Here is a 19,228-nt window from a genome sequence, read left to right on the forward strand (position 1 = left end):
CTTATAGAGAATGGAGGAGTTTTTCCTATGCACATACGCAATATGACCCAAGAGAGCTTAATTCTATTAGAACATGAAGCTTCTACGCGGGCGCAAGTATTAGATCACTTAGCCGATCAACTAGAAAAAGCAGGCTATATTAGCAATAAGCAACAATATCTTCAGGATGTTTTCACGCGAGAAGAAGAGTCCCCCACCGGCTTTGAGCAAGGTATTGCCATTCCGCATGGGAGATCTTCTGCTGTAATAAAGAGCGGATTCGCCTTTATGCGCACGAAAAAAGTCATTAAAGATTGGCCTAGCTTAGACGAAGAGAACCAAGTACAACTCATCTTCTTATTAGCAATTCCTCAAGAAGGAAAAAGCAATGAGCAAATGAAACTCTTGGCAACACTCTCTACGGCATTACTCAACCAAAATTTCATCGATGATCTTATCCACGGAACGACACCCAAAGAGATTCTTCACGCACTCGATAAAATAGACATCCAAGACAAACACCGAACGCAATCATCTGCCACCATATCCCAAAAAAAACGTGTTCTAGCTATTACCGCCTGCGCTACGGGTATCGCACATACATACATGGCTGCCGAGGCGCTCGTTAAAGCAGGAAAAGCGCTCGATATAGATATACTCGTAGAAAAACAGGGCGCTAATGGCTTAGAAGATAAGCACACCCAAACTCTCATTGCACAGGCAGATGCACTCATTATTGCCTGCGACATCGCCCCCAAAGAGATCGAGCGCTTTGTGGGACTTCCCTATATATCCGTAAAGGTGGCGCAACCTCTCAAACATGCTGAAGAGTTAATCACGCGCGTACTCACCAACCCTGATGGTAGAGTAGAAACTACGGCGATGGAGAATGATACGGATCAAAACAAGAAGCACTCTTTATTAAGCGAGATGATGCAAGCCATTATGACCGGTATCTCTTACATGATTCCCGTCATTGTTGCCGCGGGGTTAATGATGGGGTTGGCAAAGCTTACGGCAATGGCTATGGGGCAAATCGATAATATGGGGCAATTTCTCCAAAGCGAGAACGCCTTTTATCTTTTACTGGGTAATCTTGATCGATTTGGTGGCTTGATTTTTCGCTTTATCTATCCTATTTTTGGTGCCTATGCCGCCTATTCTCTTGCCGATCGCCAAGGTATTGTACCGGGATTTATCGGAGGAAGCTTTGCTGCAGGACTCCACTTTAGCCTATGGGGTATTAGTGGCGTCGCCTCAGGCTTCCTCGGAGCAATGTTCTTAGGTTTACTTGCTGGATATGTTGCACGCTTTTTGAATCAACATATTAAATTAAGCAAAAATTTAGTCGCCATGAAGCCGATGTTTCTCATTCCTGGCATCTCGGTGTTGATCATCTTTATTGCGAACTTCTACTTTGTCGACCCGGTATTTGGTGCCCTCAACAGCTGGATGGAGAAATCCATTCGTGCTTTTGATACAGGCAGTGAATTAATGCTGGTAGCAATCATTGCCGCAGCCACCGCATTTGATTTAGGTGGACCTATCAATAAAGCCGCCGGAGCTATTGCCATTGGTTTAGCCGCCGATGCGATCTTTCCACTTACTGGGCGGGTATTAGCTATCGTAATTCCCCCCATCGGACTTGGACTCTCCACTGTTATCGATAAATATCTCGTAGGAAGACATGTCTACAGCGAAGAGCTACGCATCGTGGGTTCCTCATCCATTATCCTAGGATTTATCGCCATAAGTGAAGGAGCAATTCCCTTTATGTTGAAAAATCCCCTCATTACCATACCACTCAATATTCTTGGCGCCATAATCGGGGCTACTACCGCCGTAGCTTTGGGCGCAGTACAATGGAACCCCTTACCGGCAATCTGGGGATGGCCTTTGGTAGAAAACTTGTGGGCCTATCTGGTTGGCTTACTAGCAGGCGTCTTATTTATCGCCATTAGTAATGTGTTTGTTCGATTTTATCTTCTCAAAAAATTCAAAAAGAATCAACTCTAAAATTTATTACAAGGAGGATCTATTTACATGAAAAGACCTGTCCACGTTGTTGCACACTCGCATTGGGATAGAGAGTGGTACTTTACGCTAGAGGACTCGAACCTTATTTTGTATCGAAATTTACCTTATCTGTTAGATCTGCTAGAAAGCGATCCAAAATTTAGTTCTTATACATTTGATGGACAAAGTTCGGTTATAGAAGAATTTTTATACCTCTACCCCCAAGAGCGATCCCGTATAGAAGCTCTCGTGAAAGCCAAGCGCCTTTTTATCGGCCCTTGGTACACCCAGTGCGACACGCTCCTTGTTCACACCGAGTCGCTCATTCGAAACCTGCTACACGGCAAAAGAATCGCGAACCATCTAGGGCACAGCATGAATATTGGTTATCTCCCTGATGTCTTTGGTCAACATGCTTACTTACCTGCCATATTCCTAGAAATGGAAATAGATTGGGCAATTTTGCAACGCGGAATTCGTACGGCAGATTTAGCAAAAAATCTCCATTTCTATTGGCAATCTCCCGATGCGCAACGCATCCCCACGAACAATCTCTTTTTAGGCTATGGGGCTGGTAAATTCTTACAAAGTACCCCCTCCTACTATCAAGAAACGCTTCGCCCTATGCTTCAAAAACTCCAAGAGATGAACCAAGATACGCCAGCACTCCTGCTTCCTGCCGGTGGCGATCAAGTTTTGGCAAGAGCTCACTTTCCCCAAACCATTGAAAAACTCAACAGCATGCAAGAAGAGTATACCTTCATCTTGAGCGATTACGAAACATTCATGCAGGAGAGTTGGCGTAATAATCCGATCACGAATATTATTCATGGCGAACTTACAGCATCCCAACGCTCGCGCATTCATACAACCATTAAGTCGCAACGCTATGACATTAAATATAAGAGCTATCAAGTGGAACAACTTCTTCTACACCAACTAGAACCACTAGGGGTCATCGCCAGCACCATTCAGATCGACTATCCCAAAACACTCATCGATCAAATTTGGCGAAAACTCTTTGACGCACAATCTCACGATAGCTTAGGTGGCTGTAATAGCGATGAGACAAATGATCAAATCATACATCGACTCGATCAGGCCAAGCGTCTCTGCGACGGCGCGATTAATCTCCTGAAAAAAGAGATAAGCCATGCAATATCGCCACCAAATCAACAGATGTTTCTTCTCTTCTTTACACACGCTAGTGCAAGTGCACAACATCACAAACTCACCCTCTTTAGCGAACATCGTCATATTCATATCAAAGATCTTCAGCAACACCCACTATCCTTTGAAACCATCCAGGTAAAAGAGATCAGTGGCGGTAGCAAAATCGTTAGCACCGCACAAGGCGATCAACAAGTACATCTTCCGCCCTACTACCGCCATACATTACTACTCAAACTCGATTACCCATCCCAGATTGGCTATACGAGCTATCTCATCGAACAGAATACTCAACCAAGAGCCACTCCACTAGCTAACAATTCCAAACCAATCATAGAAAATACTTACTATCGTATTGAACTACAAAATCATTCGCTCTCTCTATTTGATAAGAAAAATCATCAACACCTAAGCAATTTTATCCACTTTCAAGATGAAGAGGATACTGGGGACTCTTACGACTTCGCCCCAGCTAACTCACCAAAGAGCACCCTTTCTCAGGATTATCATTATCAACAGTCAATCCACTTAAAAGAGATGCAATCACTCACTCTCTGCCATACCATTCAAACATTCGACAATCAATCCATTCAAGCTAGCACCACGCTCACCCTCTATGCAGATAATCCCCTCCTAGAAATTACCCACACCATCGACAATACAGCATCTAACCATCGTCTACGTGCCATTATTCATAGTAATCTCACCGCCACTGCCAGCTACAGCGATCAAGGCTTTAGCTTTTTAGAACGTCCTCTCACCCAAATCGATCAAGAAAATTGGCAAGCTCTAGGCTACGTAGAAGCACCACAAGCCATCTATGGCTTAGAAAATATGCTCTATGTTCAACAAGAAAAGAACATGTGTAGTATCTTTACACAAGGCATCAAAGAGTACTCCCTCTTAGAGGATAAGCAAAGCATCGCTCTTACGCTATTTCGCAGTGTAGGATTACTCGGCAAAGACGATTTATCCATCCGCCCTGGACGGGCCAGTGGCATCAATAATACTGTCGTATACACCCCCCATGCGCAACTGCACCAACGTATGGAATTCCACTATGCCGTGAGTTGGCAACACCATAGTATTCGCGATCTGTATACTAACCTCCATCGCTACCGACAGCCTCTTACGAGTTATCAAATACAAACGCTCAATTCACTGAAAGAACGTATCGATCGCTTTGAAATTCCGCTAAAAGAGAGCAATCAGCCCAACAAGAGAACGCTATTAACTTTACACAATAACGCTATCATCATGAATCTCTGTAAACCTAGCGAAGAGAATCCGCAAGACATCGTCATCCGACTCTTTAACCCAACAGCACAAACGCAAATCACCTCAATAGATCATTCGCTAGGTAAAATCTATCTATGCAATCTCTTAGAAAAAGAGTTAAGAGAGATCGAACAGATAGAAATTTCACCCTTTAGCTTTTGTACAATCAAAATCATTCCTAAGGAGAGTCATCATGACTAAATCGACCCTGATACATGCATTAATGGAGAAACTATGCTTCATTTATCCACAAAAAACCGCCAGTAATCTGCAATCAATGTTAGAAGAACATCTTGCCCAATGGGACAACCTAACCATACATAAAAGTGAAGCCATCAGCGAAAAAAATATTTATCTTATTGCTTATGCTGATAGTATCTATACAAAGGATGAATCCCCGTTTCTTACCTTAAATCGGTTTTTAGAAGACCAGACAGCTAACACGATATCAGACATTCACTTACTACCCTTCTTCCCCTTTACCAGTGATGACGGGTTCTCTGTCGTAGACTATCTAGCTATTAATCCTGCGTATGGTAACTGGCACGATCTGCAAACCTTAGGGAAGCGTTATCGACTCATGTTTGATTTTGTCGTTAACCACATCTCTCAATCAAGCGATTGGCTCAAAGGTTATCTTGCCGAAGAGCATCCTTATCGCCACTATTTCATCGAGAAAGAGGCAGGTTTCGATTATAGTTGCGTTGTACGACCACGTACCTCGCCCCTCTTTCATGCCTTTAACACCAACAATGGATCGAAAGATTTATGGACAACCTTCAGTCAAGATCAAGTAGATCTCAACTATCACTATCCGCCCCTCCTCATGCATATGAGCGATATTCTCCTTACCTATGTCGAACGTGGGGCAAGCTCCATTCGCTTAGATGCGATTGGCTTTTTATGGCGAGAAAGTGGAACCTCTTCTCTTCATCTCCCACAAACCCATGCCATTGTACAATTTTGGCGTTTATTACTAACGCATTATGCACCTAATGTTCAAATTATTACCGAGACAAATGTCCCTCATCAAGAGAATATCTCTTACTTTGGAGAAAACAATGAAGCACATATGGTCTATCAATTTGCGCTACCACCCTTGGTCTTACACACGTTTACCACTCACAATGCCACCAAATTCAATACTTGGGCAAAAGACATTCAAGCGATTTCTTCTGAGGCAACCTACTTCAACTTTTTATCTAGCCATGACGGCATTGGAATGCGCCCCGTAGAAGGAATTCTCTCTACGCAGGAGATCGAAAAGCTCGTTAAAAAAACCCTAAACAATGGGGGAAAAGTCTCCTATAAAACCAATAGCGATGGTTCGCAATCAGTTTATGAGTTGAACATAAACTATCATGATGCGCTGATTAATGATCAAGACGAGGACTCTTTACATGTAGCAAAAATTCTCAATGCAAATGCCTTACTCCTTTCGATAGTGGGCGTTCCGGCGATTTACTACCATAGTCTCCTTGGTTCGCGCAATGACTATCAGGGCTTTCTGGATACACAAATTAACCGTCGCATCAATCGCCAAAAACTCGAGTATAACCAACTGATCGCCTCGCTCCAAGATGATACACGAAAAAAAGCTATTTTTGAGGGAATCCTTAAACTTATCACCATAAGAAAAAAACATAGCGCCTTTTCGCCCTACGCACAACAAGAGATTCTTCAGGAGGAAAATCCCGCCATCATCCACCTCATTCGCATCAACACAACCAGCGGTGAACGCATCCATTTCCTAAGCAACGTCTCCAATATATCCCAGTTTATAAACGAAATACCACAAGGAATCAATCTCCTCGATCCCAAAGTAAAGATCACCAATCAACTACCTGCCTATGCCTTTCTCTGGATAAAAGAGTAAAGGATAAGCGAAAAGTGTCGATAGGTAAGATAATGTCTGAGGATCTTCTACATCTACTTTTAGAGCGCCTAGAGCAAGAAAAACGCCTGCAATTAAGTTTCAGCGAAGAGGAAATTTTGCGGGCGTTTTTCACCCATCTTCCCACCTCCGTCCACTGGACAATGAAAGAACTCACCAACCACGCAACGGTCTCCATCGCCTCCATCTCAAGACTCATCACCAAACTCAATCTCCATAGCTACAAAGAGATGCAACTTGCATTAGAGCTCTTTTATCAAGAGGTTAAAGAGAGTGTGCTACCTAAATCTACGCACCGAAATCCCATAACAGAAGAGATTACACGTATTCAAAGTATTACCAAAACCAACCTCGATCACTTCGTTAAAGATCTCAAAAATGCTCCCTTAACAACCTTTCTAACCATGCTTAAAGAGAGCCAGTTTACCATCATTTTATCGGTGGGCTTCTCACAATTTGCCTCCGACTATCTAGCCTATTCTCTACAAATTCAAGGGGTCAACATTCAATCGGTTAGCATGAACCTTCCTAGCGAAATTTATTGGACACTCCTCAAAAAGTGCGATCTCATCATCGTTATTTCGCGCTCAGCGACCACCCCTAGCATCAAAAAAAAGCTAGAAGAGGCGCAGTCCTTTAAGATTCCCTTAGTCGTTATCACAGGCAACCCCAAAGGAACCTACGCACAAGAAGCGACACTCGTACTGCCTATCTACGACCGTAATCCTTATCGCGACCAAAATTCCTATAGCGCTTTTCAGCTAAAACTCTTCTATCTTGCCGATATTATCCAAAATTTATGCTAATCAACGTGCTTTACGGAGAATAAAGGAATCAAACATTGAGGCTTCGCTAATCGGTACATCGCTATAATAAGCGCGCAAGGTGATCGCATCTGGCGTTACCTCCACCAGTGTTACCGATGGCCGATTATTCTGCTCGGTGTAGGCGTGATAGGGGTAGTCGGTGGGGTAGAGCGGATTAAAGCCCAACGAGGCAGCATTCCCTGTGTGATGGAAAAATTGTCCGCGTCGCTTGGTAAATTCGGCAAAGAGATTCTTTCCATTGGCAATATATCCCTCCCAAATCGGTTTTGCGCCAACCGTACCGTCCTCCAGCGTACCCCCGTTGGCGTTGTAGCCTCCTTCCAACATCAAGGTGCGACCATAGGCATGATCGTGTCCGTTAAAGACCACATCAATATCTAGCACCGAGAGGGCAGGTGATAAATCCGCACGTAGCGCTCGTAACACAGGGTGAATGGCATAACGGGTGGTAGCATAAGGCAGATAGTGAAAGTTAAGAATCTTCCATAGTGGTTCTTCGCCATTATTTTCGCGCTTGTATTTCTCGATGCTATCTTGCATAAACTGAATATGCTTAGACGTATCGGCAGGCGTACGATCAGTGGTGTCTAACGACATGAAGAGCACCTTGCCATAGGTAAAGGCGTAATTTCCCCCCGTGGGCGAACCGCCAATCGGGGTGAGAGTTCCAGGTAGATTAAAATGTTCTAAATAGATCGCGTGCTTATCGTGGCTACCCGAGGTAACACTTATCGGTATCTTAGTCATCAGCGGATGGGTAAAAAAGAGGTTATACTGATTTTGATGATCAGGGTGCTCAATTTGATCACCAGAACTCAACAGAAAACTTGCCTCAGGCCATTTAGTTAAGATATGATCCAGCGTGCGATGCCAAGCAATCGCTACAGGTTCGACCATACCATTCTTGCCCAGCTGCGCGTCTGTAACCGAGACAAACGCAAAGCTATCTAACATCGCGTCGGTTTTAAAGGAGTAAATATCACTAACCAACGCTTCAGACTTACCGTTATCATGCGCTATCTGATAGTAGTAGGTCGCCCCCGTTTCGAGATTGGTCAATGTAACATGGTTCGTAAAAAATCCATGTAAACGCTCCATCGGTTTACGCGTTGCAGGCACGCTCATCGGCGCTTGCCCCTCCTGCCAATAGGTGAGAACGCCTGCGCTAGGGCTACTGCTAGACCAAGCGAACCCACGCTGGGAAGCATCAACACCCAGATGGATATTTAGGTTGAGCATCACCGTTGGCTCCAGCGCGTAAGGAACATTAAAGAGCGTAAAATTCTTCACATCGAGATAAAGAATATCATCATTGGGGAGCGCCTGTAGCTCAAGGGTTAAACTATTCTCGCCATTTTTAAGCAAATCACTGGGCAAGTTGATAAAACGCGTCGTCTGGCTCATCTCATTGAATGGGCGGCTAACCCCATGCTGTACCGTATTTTGATATTCCGTAAGATCTACACCATTAAGATAGATACGGATAGCGCCACGGTGGTGTAAATCAACGTAGGCGGACTGGTAACGTTCAGCATCGTTGAGGGAAAAATCATAACGCAAGAGATGCCGTGTGTACTCACCATTAAACGTGGTCTGCACACTCTGCCATAGGCGCGCGTTGCCTTGCTTTGCCGACCCAAATGCACCATGCCCAACTTGCCCTTCATGCTCACGGATAGCAGGGGTATAGTGCCACAAGGTCGAACGATCCACCATCGCCTTGCCATATGGAGGCATATAAAAGCTCGCATGCTTGAGCGCAACAGTTATATCATCATGCGCCTCGATACCAAAGAGTGTAGTTGGGTCGCTATCTCTCTCGTTAATTTCTGTGCGTGCTTTAAAATAGATATCGCTAGCAGGGGCGATAATCGCATGCGTAGTGATCGATACGAGGTGCTTGCCCTTCGCCGATGCGCCCTTCGGGAGCAATGCAGAAGCCTGCATAAGCCCCATCTCGCTGGCTATGCCGTTATCTTCCGTAATAGCAAAATCGACTTGCGTGCTGGGGCTAGTGTAGAAGAGCGTTATGGGTAGAGGATTATCTTTTATCGCCGAAAGTTTCACCCGCCCATCATCGGTTGCCGACATATAATAAGTGATACGTGGATTGATAGGATTAATCGTGGAGCTGATAAAGTCGTTGGCGATAGCACCCACAAAGTAGACATGTGCGTAATCGGGCGTAAGGACAAAGCTGCCATCGCCAAACGCACCCACCTGCGCTGGACTCTTGCCTTCGTACATCACGAGGGATAGTGCAGGATTGTCGCTACGCAACTGCATGCGATAATTCCCGTTGGTGCGGTTAATCGATCGCTGAACAACCAAAGGTGCACGCTTTTTCTTGGAAGCATCATACAACATGGGCAAATTATCTTCATTGTAATTAAAGAGATCGACCGTATAAAGATACGCGCCATCGCCCAAATCGACAGGTGCAGGCATGGCAGGCATCGAGTAACGCGCAAGTTTTGGCGAACGTACCGCTGTATCCCCCGCAAGATCGCTATCTTCCATAAACATCGTTGCCCAGGTATGCGATCGTCCTTCGTTATAAAAACCATCGCCCATGTCATGACGCGCGGCAAAGCTAACCTCGCCCCAAGCTGGATCGTTAGAACGCAAATGAATTTCATACATGCCTTCGCCACTCACGCCATCAGGGGTAAGAAGCGCGCCTAAGGGCACATCGGCAATCGCGTTGCCAAAGGGAATTTCGACATCGTCTATTTCATTAGAATAGAAAAAATTAATCCCCGTTCCTGTCGCCTTAACCGCGACAAAAGCAAGCGTTCCCGTCTCCGCGTTAGGGTAGAGATAATGCGTGGCAGGCATCGCCTTTTGTAAATAGACATGATGGTACTGGGGAGTGATAACAAAGGTTTTCGCCTCTTTAAATGCGCCAATCGAGGTAATTTGCTCATCCACCACACGAAGCGTCTGCTTATCGCCCGATGCCGTTACTAAAAAGCGATAAAAGTGTGGATCACTCCGATCGACATCATAGATTAGCGCTTCACCGTCAAGCCGTTCTAATTTAGTGGCATCACTCGCGCCAAAAATATCAACCGTTGCCAGATAACTTTTACTCGTAGATTTACTACAAGAAACAACACTCAACACCAATAAAAGACTCCCCAACATACGCATCCATCGCATTGCATTACTCCCCTTTACTCTATTTTATTTTATCATGATACTTTCTATCTGTCAATCATTTTTATTAAATTTAATTATTCTTCTAAATATTAACTAAATTTCTCTTTACATTTTCTTTGGGATATTTTATAATGTGAAGTATGGAACAACAAGCATATCTAGCTTGCGGATGCTTTTGGGGCTCGCAGGCGCTCTTCGATCAACTAGCAGGAGTCATGCAAACCGAAGTCGGCTACATGGGCGACAACGAAGAACAAGCTCACTATGATATTGTAAAATATGGCACCACCGCCCACAAAGAGACCCTCAAGGTTACTTATAATGCAGACCAAATTTCGTATGAAGCTATCCTCAAGTATTTCTTTGAAATTCATGACTTTAGCCAAGAAGATGGACAAGGTCCTGACATCGGCGAGCAGTATAAAAGTGTCATCTTCTACCAAAATGAGACCGAACACGCTACCGCCCAAGCTATCATCAATCTCCTAAAAAAGCATAAATACCACGTCGCCACCCAGCTCTCACCCGCTATGCCTTTTTATCGCGCCGAGGAATACCATCAAAAGTACTACGCCAAACACCACGCCTCTCCTTATTGCCACATTCATCGAAATATTTTTGATAAATTATCCTAAATAAAATTTTAGCAAAAAGAGGAAGCTATGGAAAAAAAACCATTCTCAATTTATGGCATGCCCGCGCCATACTTTTTAGTCATCGCAGCCATCGTCTTAGGTAGTGCGTATAGTGGAATCCTACCCATGGGATTAATTGGCGGTACGGCATTCTTGTTAGTTGTTGGTATTATTTTGGGCGAAATTGGCGAGCGTATCCCCATCTGGAACACCTGGATTGGTGGCGGAGCAGTTTTAGCTTTTCTAGGATCAGCGATTCTTCTTTATTACAACCTCATGCCAGCAGGGAGTAAAGAAATTGCCGAACACTATCTCGATGAAGTTGATTTTCTCAATTTTTTTATTGCGGTTTTGATTACTGGTAGTATTTTAGCCGTTAATCGCTCCATCCTCCTCAAAGCTATTGCTGGCTATATCCCCACAATTCTCTTAGGTCTTGTTGGCGCGGTTATCTTGGGTTCGCTCATAGGTATGCTCTTTGGATTTAGCCCCAGCGAGATCGTCGCACAATATGTCTTACCAATTATGGGCGGTGGCAATGGTGCGGGCGCGATTCCCTTGAGTCAAATTTACGCCGAAATTCAAGGCGACAAAGCCATTAAAGCCGGTACAATCTTAGCCAACTCACCAGAGTTACTTTCATTTACCCAAGCCAAACAGTCTGAGTATTATAGTCAAGCGATCGCAATCCTTACTATCGCCAATATTTTTGCGATTATTTTTGGGGCGCTGCTGCATCAAGTTGGTAATAAATTCCCCAGCCTAACGGGTAACGGCGAACTGCTCAAATCCAATCAAACCGAAACCGCTAGCACAAAAAAAGACGAAAAGAGTATTCCCACGCTTGCGCAACTGGGAGCAGGCTTACTGCTTGCACTCTCCTTTTATATTTTAGGATTACTCTTTAGCCGAAAAATTCTACCCGATATCATGGGTTTCAAAATCCATAACCTAGCCTACACCGTCCTCTTTGTTGCCCTTGCCAACGGCTTTGGTCTCATTAATGTCGAATTACGCAATGCCACCAAACGTCTACAAGACTTTGTTTCTGGTCGTTTCCTTTTACTCTTGATGGTTGCCGTAGGATTGGCAGACACCGATATTGGGCACCTGCTCTCCGTACTTAATGTAGGAACACTCGTTATTTCACTCTTCGTGGTAACTGGCGCGGTATTAGGCGCAGGACTAGGCGGAATGATCTTTAAATTCTACTTTGTGGAGAGTGCAATTTCGGCAGGATTATGTATGGCAAACCGTGGCGGTTCTGGCGACCTAGCAGTATTAGGGGCGGCAAAACGCATGTCATTAATGAGTTTTGCGCAAATTTCTAGCCGTTTAGGGGGTGGCATCGTACTGATTCTCGCCTCTATCTTTATGAATTTACAATCCTAGGAGCGCAAACATGCAACAACTTGGACAAGCTGGTTTTTCCGATATCAACGAAAATAAAAAGGCTAGTGATATTTATATCGAAGTGGAACTCACCAACATTGGAGGCATTCAGCTCACGCTAGAAGCCCAATTTGCTACGCTCTTTGGTAGACACATTAGGCAGGCGATTTTGGAGCAACTAAGCGCTATGCAAGTAGAACATGCGATGGTCAAAGCGCAGGATTTTGGCGCCTTAGACTTTATGATTCGGGCACGAGTCAAGAGTGCCGTAGACCAAGCAAGAGGAGTTATCTCATGAGTAAATACCTAAGTAAAAAGAAGCCTCTGCGTCGAAGTTTTCTCTTTTGTCCAGCTAATAAAGCCAAAATGTTCTACACCGCGCCTCAGCTGGGTGCAGATGCTCTTATTTTTGATCTCGAAGATAGCGTGCCCCTTCACCAAAAAGCACAAGCGCGCGATCTCCTTTACTTTGCGCTCAGCGAGTTAGATTTTTCTCATCTCTCGATTTTTATCCGCACCAATGCCATCCACACGCCATTTTTTCTCGATGATCTTGAAGTCGTCGTCAAAAGTGGAGTACAATATTTACGGCCACCCATGATCGAATGCGCCCAAGATATCCTCTACATCGATCAACAATTGTCCCGTTTAGAAGAGAAATATCAACGCCCCATCGGCTCTGTAGAAATTCTCGCTACCTTCGAGACCCCAAAGGCCATCGTGATGGCAACCGAGATCATTCAGGCATCGCCACGCATCATGGGCATAACTTTAGGCGCCGAAGATTTTGTGCGAACACTTGGCGTCTCTCGTAGCGACATCGCCTTGGCTCACGCTCGCGCCCAGATGGTTTTGCTTGCCAGTACCTTCAATATAGAGTGCATCGACACCAGCTACACCAAGCTCGACGATGACGCGGGCTTTCTTGCCGAAGCTAACGATGCCTTTGCTCTAGGTTTCACAGGGAAGAGTTGCCTTCATCCTAATCAAATTTACCTCCTCCATCAGGTCTGGACACCCAGCACGAAAGACATTGAAGAGGCCAAACGCATCATGCATATTGCCAACCAACATGATGTCATCTCTGGAGGTGTATTGAGTTTAGATGGGCAAATGATTGATATTCCCGTCATTGCTAAAGCAATGCGTATCCTCACCTTAGCAGGCATCGAAATGAAGGAGACTAGCCATGAATAAATTGACAAACGCCTGTGGGCGCATCTTACCCACTGAAATTTCTGGTTATGGTCGTGTAACTCCCTACACTACGCTCTTTAGCGACGCACCAGCGCTCACCAGAACGATGCCTGCAAAGTCGATCTTTCGTCCGGGCATAAGTAAGCTTCGCGCAAGCATTCAAGAGGCGATTCAAAGTAGTAACCTGCAAGATGGCATGACCATTAGCTTTCATCATCATCTACGTGGTGGCGACTTCGTGCCTGCCCTTGTCATGCAAGAAATCGCCAAGCTGGGCATTAAAAACTTACGTCTTGCTGTCTCTAGTTTCTTTACCGACAAAAATGAAACGCTCCTTACCTACTTTAAAGATGGTACGATTAGCGCGCTAGAGACCTCTGGTATCCGAGGGATGATAGGCAAAGAGGTCAGTAAACATGGCTTTTTGTCAAACCCGATCATCTTTCGTACCCACGGGGGGCGTGCCAGAGCCATTGAATATGGGCAAAGCAATATCGATGTCGCCTTTATTAGCGCCCCCATTTGTGACGAAATGGGCAACATGAGCGGGCGATTTGGCAAAAATGCCTTCGGTGCGATGGGTTATCCCGTAGCAGATGCGCACTATGCGAAAACAGTTATCGCTATCACAGATAATTTAGTTCCCTATCCCCTCTCAGGATTTATCTCGATTAACCAAACCTTAGTCGACTATGTCGTCGTTGTTGATGCCATTGGCGATCCAAACCTCATCGCAACAGGCGCAACAGCTATGACTAAAAATCCCAACGATCTTGTTTTAGCAAGAAGAGTTACAGAGGTATTGATTGCCAGTGGCTTAGTCAAAGAGGGTTTCTCGTTTCAGGCGGGCGCTGGTGGGGCGTCCTTAGCCGTGCTCTCCTATCTTGGAGAGTATATGAAAGAACATGGCATTACTGGAAGTTTTGCTAGTGGCGGAATTACCAGTCAGCTAGTAGATGCGCTGGAAGCGGGACTCTTTAAAACCCTGTTAGACACGCAAAGTTTCGATGCAGTGGCAGCGCGATCCCTAGCAAAAAACCCAGCAAATCACTTGGAAATGAGTGCCAGTATGTACGCCAATCCCCATAATAAAGGATGTGTTGCGCACCAATTAGATATGATGATGTTGGGGGCAACGGAGATTGACGTTAATTTTAACATTAACTCACTCACCGATAGCCTAGGCTATATTATGGGCGCACTTGGTGGGGCTCCCGATACCGCTGCTGGTGCAAAAATGACCGTCGCCATTGCTCCGAGCATTCGTAAGCGTATCCCGATTATCGTCGAGTCGGTTACCACAATCTGTACTCCGGGGGAGAGCGTTGACGTGGTCGTTACCGATCGTGGGGTGGCAGTAAATCCGCGCCGCCAAGATCTCAAAGAGAAATTTTTGGAAGCAGGCATTGCCCTTAAAGAGATCCATCAACTTAAAGCCGAAATTGAACAGCTAACCGGTAAGCCCGATCGTCCGCAATTCTCTGATCGCATCGTGGGCATCGTGGAATATCGCGACGGTTCTGTGCTCGATCTCATCTATCAACTTAAATCCTAATCCAAATAAAGAGGCTCGCCTTTGAGCCTCCTTTTTTCCTCTTTACTTAATAGATAACTTGCGTAATCCCTCTTGAAAAGCCGGAATGCGATTGGTTAAGTCCCAAATCAGGTTATTCTCATAATTGGCAATCATCATCAGATTAAACCCCAAATCCAAGCCCAAGCTATAAGGCGATACCCAACCCGTCGTGGCATTAAAGCTCGATCGTAATCCATAGGGACTATTCAACCTCGCTATCGTCGCATAATAGCTCATCGCCTTGAATGTTGCCTCATCATCAAAGACAATCGATGCCACCACCGCGCCTGTTGGTAAGGTGCCATCATTCTGATGAGCAGTATCGTCAAAGCCCGTGGGAGGAAACCCCATCAAACCGCTATAGCCACCCTCAATGTCGCCAGCGCTCTGCCCAAAGCCGATATCCCAGCCCTTGTACAAATGCGCATTATCGCGACTATACGCAATGGTAGTTTTTGTCGCCAAGACCGAATTCTCAAACCAATCCACCCCATCGGCGTCGCGCTTATTTCTAAAATCGACATACGCATGGCTAAACTGATGCGTAAAGTGGGAACCAAACCAAGAGTGAATAAACGGTTCATTCTCCCCATAAGCGCGCTCGTTGCGGATAAAGGTCGTGTACACAATCGGGTCGATAGGATGCGTAGGACTGGCCACGCCCAAAACATAGAGAATCAACTGTTCAGCATAAAAATCCCACGCACCCATAAAACCACTCTCGGGACTATAGGCCATGTAGAACATATCGCGCTCTTTGTTAATAAACCAATCCCAATTGACTTGCCCATAAAGCTCTTGCGCCAAGTCGGCCACCGCTCCACCAAAATACTCCCCAGCAATCAACGCGCCCGCCACCAAAAAGGAGGTATCAATATTAGAAATCTCCGAATTCCACTCGCGCTCACCCGTATCAATATGGACAAAGTGAAAGTACCACCCCTCCACGCGAGGCATCACCATGACACTACGGATGATCTTCTCTGCCTTATCCTTGGCCTCATCAAAAGCGATATACCCTGCATCGGCACCCACCACCAGCGCCGTCAAACCCAGCCCTGTCGTGGCAATACTGGCGATAATTTCATCACCACCCTTCGCCTTCGCCCGATCTAACACCAATCCATAGCCTGCACTACTCTCGTCCCAATTGGTAAAATCCTCAAAATAGCGAAAATTTCCTCGCTTCTCCTCGCGTAATAAAGGATGAAGCGTACTCACCCGATCACTTATTAAGAGATCCTCACTGCTAGAATGAGAATCATCCTTCGCACCACAGCTTACAAACAGGGCAACGCCTAGCCCGAATATCCACAATTTTTTCATCACCTTCTCCTTGATAAATATCAAAATAAAATAACCATTTAAATATTTAGTTATTATTATCAATCTCTCGCACAACACGTGCAGGATTACCCACCACCAGCATGTTCGCCGGTACCGACTTTGTAACCACACTGCCTGCACCCACCACGCAATTCTTCCCTAAGGTAACCCCCGGTAAAATCACACTCCCGGCACCAATCCAGACATTATCTTCGATGGTGATAGGAAAAGCATACTCTAGCCCACTCATACGCGTCTTGGCATCGAGGGGATGCGTCGCGGTGTGAAGCCCCACATTAGGTGCGATCATCACATTGTCGCCAATCGTAATCGGCGCACCATCCAGCATGACACAGCCACTATTGGCAAAAAAGTTGCTCCCCACCCGAATATTATGCCCATAATCACAATAAAAGGGCGCAACCAGATAGGTCTTCGCATCTGCCTTGGCAAGAAGCGTTTCTAAAATCGGTAACTGCGGTAACTCTGGCGATTGATGGTTTAATTGATGCAACTTCGCCTTACATTGCGCCCGCCCCTCGATCAATGCAGGATCGTTAGGGTCGTACAGCTCGCCATCGGCAATCTTCTGCCATTGACTCTTCATTTTGTCCTCCTTTTACTCCTCAACCAAAGAAAAATTAACCTTACGCGCATCATCGGCGCTAGAAGCACCAATAAAGAGCGTAAAGTCGCCCGACTCGCTGGCATAATGACCGCGATTATCATAAAAACGCAACATCGCTTCGCTAATCTCAAAATTCAGCTCTTGACTCATCCCAGCCTCTAGCTCAATCTTGACAAATCCCTTCAACTCCTTCATCGGACGTACGACGCGACCAAAGAGATCGGTAAGATAGAGCTGAACCACCTCCTTACCACGATGCTCTCCTTGATTCGTAACCGTTACACGTGCTGTAATCGATCTATTCTTATCTAAAGTATTACTGCTTAAGGTGATATCGCTGTAGTGGAACGGACTGTAACCAATGCCGTAACCAAAGGGATAGAGCGCCGAGATGCGTTCGTCGATGTAGTTGGAGCGATAAATTTCAAATTGATCCTCCGAAGGTCGCCCCGTTTTGAACGCATTATAGTAGAGCGGAAGTTGCCCGACACTGCGCGGAAAGCTCATGGGTAGTTTTCCCGATGGATTATTCTGCCCAATAAGCGTACGCGCGATAGCGTTACCTGCCTCACTACCCAAGAACCACGTAATCAGGATCGCATCAACATCCTCCACAATCGCACTTAAATCGAGCGGGCGCCCCGTACTTATCAATGCGACAATCGGCGTACCCGTCGCCTTTACCGCAGTAATCAGCTTCAGTTGCGTATCGGAGAGACCAATTACCGTGCGACTCTTCGCCTCACCGCTCATGCTAGCCTCTTCGCCCAGTGCCAACACCACCACATCGGCACGTGAAGCCATCGCCACCGCGCCAGCAAGGTCTAGCTCATCCGCCCAACTTACCGCATCCATCACCTCTATCTGAGGAAAGAGCGCTCGCATGCCCGCCTCAATCGTAACTGCCTCCTCGGGCAAGACACCACAATTCCATGCACCAACCAGATCGTGCGTGGTTGCCTTAGGGCCAATTAGCGCGATCTTTTGCGTTGCCTGAAGGGGCAAAATGTCCGCATCATTCTTTAACATCACGATCGACTCTTGCGCTTGTTCTAAAGAGACTTTACGGTGTTCCGCAGAGAGCAAGACCGTCGACTCTAACGCCTCATCTGCATCGCGATAAGGATTTTCAAAGAGTCCCAACTCATTCTTTAACGTTAAAATACGAAGCACCGCATGATCGATCTGCTCTTCTTTAATTTTTCCTTCCGATACTAAGGTTGAAAGATGCTGGGGATAGCAACTTGAACACATCTCGATATCTAATGTTGCCTCTATCGCGCGATGAGCAGCCTCTTTCTTATCCTGACACTGGCCATGTACCACCGCCTCCCAAAGCGCCCCCCAATCAGAAATCAACAAGCCATCAAAACCCCATTCCTCGCGCAGTAAATCCTTCATTAACCAATCGTTCACCGTGGCAGGCACGCCGTCAATCGTGTTAAAAGCGCTCATCACCATCTTTGCACCCGCATCGATTGCCACCTTATACGCCGGTAGATAATACTCGCGCAACATCCACCTCGACATATCGACCGTATTATAATCGCGCCCCGCCTCCGCTGCCCCATAAGCGGCAAAGTGCTTAACACAGGCAGCAATACGATATTTTTCTAACGCCTTGCCCTGGTAACCCTCCACAAATGCCTTGGCAAATGCACTATTAAGATAGCCATCCTCCCCGGTGCTCTCCATCACGCGTCCCCAACGTGCATCGCGCACCAAATCAACCATCGGGGAGAAGGTTAAGTGAATGCCCGAGACCGCCGATTCATAGGCAGCGATCCGCGCCGACTCGCGCGCTAAATCTACGTTCCATGAAGCACCCATCGCCAAGGGAATGGGAAACCCCGTCCGTAAACCGTGGATCACATCATGCATAAAGAGCAAAGGAATTTTTAAGCGACTCTTCGCCAAGTACTCCTGCTGAATACGTTTAAGGCGTTTCGCCCCCATAATTCCTAATGTCGATCCCGCGCTCTCCACCGTAGCTTGATCAATACCAAGCTCGTTCATTGGGCCAGTAATCTCGCCACTCTCATCGAAAAAACTTGGCGGTAACTGCAACATCTGCGCCACTTTCTCTGCTAGCGTCATCTGCTTCAACAAATCAATTAATGCCTCTTGCGTCATCACTATACTCCTTTG

At 45.9% G+C, this 19,228-nt stretch carries 13 protein-coding genes; 9 read left to right on the forward strand and 4 right to left on the reverse strand.

Annotation, left to right across the window (positions count from 1 at the left end):
- The first annotated feature begins 27 nt into the window (after positions 1-27).
- Genes PVA46_RS04010 through PVA46_RS04025 form a run of 4 tightly spaced genes read left to right on the forward strand, consistent with a single transcriptional unit; the run spans position 28 to position 7,143 of the window.
- Entirely contained in the window at positions 28-1,995 is a 1,968-nt protein-coding gene (locus PVA46_RS04010) for a fructose-specific PTS transporter subunit EIIC (protein ID WP_167695471.1), read from the forward strand.
- Positions 1,996-2,022: 27 nt separating this feature from the next.
- Positions 2,023-4,644, forward strand: a complete 2,622-nt coding sequence (locus PVA46_RS04015) for a glycoside hydrolase family 38 N-terminal domain-containing protein (protein ID WP_167695472.1) — start codon at positions 2,023-2,025, stop codon at positions 4,642-4,644.
- Complete coding sequence (locus PVA46_RS04020) at positions 4,637-6,319, forward strand: sugar phosphorylase (RefSeq protein ID WP_167695473.1); 1,683 nt, start codon at positions 4,637-4,639, stop codon at positions 6,317-6,319. Before PVA46_RS04015 ends, PVA46_RS04020 begins: the two co-directional genes overlap by 8 nt.
- Before the next feature lie 32 nt (positions 6,320-6,351).
- Entirely contained in the window at positions 6,352-7,143 is a 792-nt protein-coding gene (locus tag PVA46_RS04025; RefSeq protein ID WP_167695474.1) for a MurR/RpiR family transcriptional regulator, read from the forward strand.
- On the opposite strand, the gene PVA46_RS04030 is transcribed toward PVA46_RS04025, so the two are convergent.
- Positions 7,144-10,326 (reverse strand): purple acid phosphatase family protein, encoded by a 3,183-nt coding sequence (locus tag PVA46_RS04030; protein ID WP_167695475.1) that lies wholly within the window; start codon positions 10,324-10,326, stop codon positions 7,144-7,146.
- Between the two features lie 140 nt (positions 10,327-10,466).
- Between PVA46_RS04030 and msrA the strand changes: the two genes are divergently transcribed.
- Genes msrA through citF form a run of 5 tightly spaced genes read left to right on the forward strand, consistent with a single transcriptional unit; the run spans position 10,467 to position 15,105 of the window.
- Positions 10,467-10,961, forward strand: a complete 495-nt coding sequence (msrA, locus tag PVA46_RS04035) for a peptide-methionine (S)-S-oxide reductase MsrA (RefSeq protein WP_167695476.1) — start codon at positions 10,467-10,469, stop codon at positions 10,959-10,961.
- A gap of 27 nt (positions 10,962-10,988) precedes the next feature.
- Positions 10,989-12,353, forward strand: coding sequence for a 2-hydroxycarboxylate transporter family protein (locus PVA46_RS04040; RefSeq protein WP_167695477.1), 1,365 nt, complete (start codon positions 10,989-10,991; stop codon positions 12,351-12,353).
- Positions 12,354-12,363: 10 nt separating this feature from the next.
- Positions 12,364-12,651: a citrate lyase subunit gamma gene (locus tag PVA46_RS04045; protein ID WP_167695478.1), complete on the forward strand. Its 288-nt coding sequence runs from the start codon at positions 12,364-12,366 to the stop codon at positions 12,649-12,651.
- Positions 12,648-13,550 (forward strand): HpcH/HpaI aldolase/citrate lyase family protein, encoded by a 903-nt coding sequence (locus PVA46_RS04050; protein WP_167695479.1) that lies wholly within the window; start codon positions 12,648-12,650, stop codon positions 13,548-13,550. Before PVA46_RS04045 ends, PVA46_RS04050 begins: the two co-directional genes overlap by 4 nt.
- Positions 13,543-15,105, forward strand: a complete 1,563-nt coding sequence (citF, locus tag PVA46_RS04055) for a citrate lyase subunit alpha (protein ID WP_167695480.1) — start codon at positions 13,543-13,545, stop codon at positions 15,103-15,105. Before PVA46_RS04050 ends, citF begins: the two co-directional genes overlap by 8 nt.
- 42 nt (positions 15,106-15,147) lie before the next feature.
- Here the strand turns inward: citF and PVA46_RS04060 are convergent, their stop codons facing one another.
- From PVA46_RS04060 to PVA46_RS04070, 3 genes are read right to left on the reverse strand one after another with little or no spacing between them, the layout of a single operon-like run.
- A complete protein-coding gene (locus PVA46_RS04060; protein ID WP_167695481.1) occupies positions 15,148-16,452 on the reverse strand; it encodes a glucoamylase family protein in 1,305 nt (434 codons plus the stop codon).
- 46 nt (positions 16,453-16,498) lie between these two features.
- Positions 16,499-17,059, reverse strand: coding sequence for a sugar O-acetyltransferase (locus tag PVA46_RS04065; RefSeq protein WP_167695482.1), 561 nt, complete (start codon positions 17,057-17,059; stop codon positions 16,499-16,501).
- A 12-nt stretch (positions 17,060-17,071) separates the two neighbouring features.
- Positions 17,072-19,213 (reverse strand): glycoside hydrolase family 3 N-terminal domain-containing protein, encoded by a 2,142-nt coding sequence (locus tag PVA46_RS04070; RefSeq protein ID WP_167695483.1) that lies wholly within the window; start codon positions 19,211-19,213, stop codon positions 17,072-17,074.
- Positions 19,214-19,228: the final 15 nt, after the last annotated feature.

It is taken from the genome of Entomospira culicis, from assembly GCF_028748145.1.
In the GTDB taxonomy this organism is placed as follows: domain Bacteria; phylum Spirochaetota; class Spirochaetia; order WRBN01; family WRBN01; genus Entomospira; species Entomospira culicis.